Source organism: uncultured Campylobacter sp. (assembly GCF_937890585.1).
In the GTDB taxonomy this organism is placed as follows: Bacteria; Campylobacterota; Campylobacteria; order Campylobacterales; family Campylobacteraceae; genus Campylobacter_A.
Genome location: NZ_CALACG010000253.1, coordinates 1 through 2,801, shown reverse-complemented (window position 1 = coordinate 2,801; position 2,801 = coordinate 1). Strand labels below are relative to the sequence as shown.

Below are 2,801 nucleotides of genomic sequence, written 5' to 3'. Positions count from 1 at the left end.
GTAATGATGAGCGTATATTTTCCGCTTAAAATCCCATTTAACACCGCAATCTCGGTATGCGAATAATTATGAAAAAACAGCGCCCGAGAAAACATCATATCATCAATAATCGTCGAAATATTAAATGTCGCCGTTCCAATCACAATAGGAATACTGGTCATTAAAATCGTCCGCCAAAGCCCCGGCAGCTCCCCTACCGTAAGCGAGCTTTGCGTCCTGACCGACTTCGGCATCCGGCTCCGATAAGCCCCATACAAAAACAGCAAAAAGAAAAGCCAAAACAAGAGCCAAAAGCTGAAGCTAAAAACGAGGCAAAAGAGCAAAAAGAGAAACCAAAAAAGGCTAAAAAACCAAAGAAAAATTTACCCGCAAAGCTAAATGGCAACGAGCAGTGGCAACAAGATATCGCAAGCGCGATGGAGGCAAACAAAGCCACTCACGAGCTAAGACTTGAGCCACTAAAATATCTAAACTCAAGCGAACATAAAATTCGCATAACTCCACTTGGCGGTCTTGGCGAGATCGGCGGCAATATGACTGTCTTTGAAACAGAAACTAGCGCCATCATCGTTGATATCGGCATGAGCTTTCCAAGCGAGAGCATGCACGGCGTGGATATCCTCATCCCAGACTTCGACTACGTTCGCAAGATAAAAGATAAGATAAAAGGCGTCATCATCACTCACGCACACGAGGATCACATCGGCGCGGTGCCTTATTTTTACAAAGAGTTTAAATTTCCTATCTACGCCACACCGCTTCCACTTGGCATGATAAATAATAAATTTGAAGAGCACGGACTAAAACAAGAGCGCTCGCTCTTTAGATCAGTCGAAAAAAGAAAACCATATCTCATAGGTGACTTTGAGGTCGAGTGGATACATATAACCCACTCTATCATCGACGCCTCCGCACTTGCGATCACGACAAAGGCAGGCACGATCATCCACACAGGCGACTTTAAAATCGACCACACGCCGATAGATGGCTACCCAACAGACCTTGGCAGACTAGCGTATTATGGCGAGCGTGGTGTGCTTTGTCTATTAAGCGATAGCACAAACAGCTATAAAGAGGGCTTTACAAAGAGCGAAAGTAGCGTTGGCAAGACCTTTGACGCGATATTTTCAAAGGCAAAAGGCCGCGTCATAATGAGCACATTTAGTTCAAACATCCACCGCGTCTATCAAGCGATCGAGTGGGGCTTAAAATACAACCGCAAAGTCTGTGTCATCGGCAGATCAATGGAGAGAAATTTATACACTGCTATGGAGCTTGGCTACATCAAGCTTGATAAGAAAATTTTTATTGATGCAAACGAGGTTGGCAAATTTAAAGATGACGAGGTGCTTATCGTCACTACTGGCTCTCAGGGCGAGACTATGAGTGCGCTTTACCGCATGGCGACAGACGAGCACAAATATATAAAGATAAAGCCGACCGATCAGATCATAATCAGCTCAAAAGCGATCCCAGGCAACGAAAACAGCGTCTCAACGGTGCTAAATTTCTTACTAAAATCAGGCGCGAGCGTCGCTTACCAAGACTTTAGCGAGATCCACGTCAGCGGTCACGCAGCGCAAGAAGAGCAAAAGCTAATGCTTCGCCTGATAAAGCCAAAATTTTTCTTGCCAGTGCATGGCGAGTACAACCACATCGCAAAGCACAAAGAGACGGCCATTAGCTGTGGTGTGGATGAGAGAAATATCTATCTAATGAGCGACGGCGATCAGATGGAGGTTTGTCAAAAGTACCTAAAACGTGTAAAAACTGTAAAAACTGGCAAAGTCTTCATAGATAATCAAATAAATAAACAAATCGCAGACGACGTCGTCATCGACAGACAAAACCTCGCTGAAGCAGGGGTCGTCATGATAATCGCTCAAATTTCACGTCACGGTGCAAAACTCATCAACAAACCTCGCGTCATCAGCTACGGCCTTGTGGGCGACAAGCAAGACGCCGAGTTTAGAAAAGAGATGGAGGGCGTGCTAGAGCAGTACCTAAGCAACGTCAAAGAGGAGCTTTTGAAAGATAGCAGACTACTCGAGTCACAAGTGCGCCAAGTGATCAGAAAGCACATCTTTAGAAAGGTCAAAAAGTACCCAACTATAGTGCCGATCATCTATCTAATGTAAGGGAAATTTATGCAAACAATGAACCAAATCGCCGCTGAAGTCTTAGAGATAGAAGCAAACGAGCTTTTAAGACACGCTAAAAGCGTAGAGATAGAAGATGCTGTAAATTTGATATATAACGCAAAGGGCAAGGTCATAGTCACAGGTGTAGGCAAGAGCGGTCATGTGGGAGCAAAGATCGCTGCCACGCTTGCAAGCACTGGTACGCCAAGCTTTTTCTTACACCCAACAGAGGCCATGCATGGAGATCTAGGCATGATAGAAAAGGACGATGTTTTGTTAGCCATTAGCTTTAGTGGCGAGAGCGATGAGCTTGTCAAAATTTTGCCTCATGTAAAGCGCTTTGGCGTAAAAATAGTCGCCATGGCAAGAAGCAAGACAAGCTCGCTTGGTAAATTTAGCGACGCTTTTATAGATATAAATGTAGAGAAAGAGGCGTGCCCACTAAATGCCGCCCCAACAGCATCAACCACGTTAACGTTAGCTCTTGGCGATGCGTTAGCTGTTTGTTTGATGCAAAAGCGAGGATTTAAAAAAGAGGACTTTGCAAATTTTCATCCTGGTGGTAGCCTTGGCAAGAGGCTATTTTTAAAGGTCAAAGACGTGATGAGAAGCGAAAATTTACCGATAGTCCGCTGGGATGCAACCCTAAAAAGTGCGATC

General features: G+C 44.7%; 3 protein-coding genes. 2 read left to right on the top strand and 1 reads right to left on the bottom strand.

What is annotated here, in order from left to right; translation table 11 throughout:
* Positions 1–233, bottom strand: a 233-nt coding sequence (locus Q0296_RS07660; protein WP_298038913.1) for a hypothetical protein, incomplete at its 3' end; no start/stop codon positions are given.
* A 9-nt stretch (positions 234–242) separates the two neighbouring features.
* On the opposite strand from Q0296_RS07660, the gene Q0296_RS07655 reads away from it, so the two are divergent.
* Both Q0296_RS07655 and Q0296_RS07650 read left to right on the top strand, forming a co-directional pair.
* Positions 243–2,138: a ribonuclease J gene (locus Q0296_RS07655; protein WP_298038917.1), complete on the top strand. Its 1,896-nt coding sequence runs from the start codon at positions 243–245 to the stop codon at positions 2,136–2,138.
* Positions 2,139–2,147: 9 nt separating this feature from the next.
* The coding region (locus Q0296_RS07650) for a KpsF/GutQ family sugar-phosphate isomerase (RefSeq protein WP_298038909.1) at positions 2,148–2,801 on the top strand (654 nt) is incomplete at its 3' end.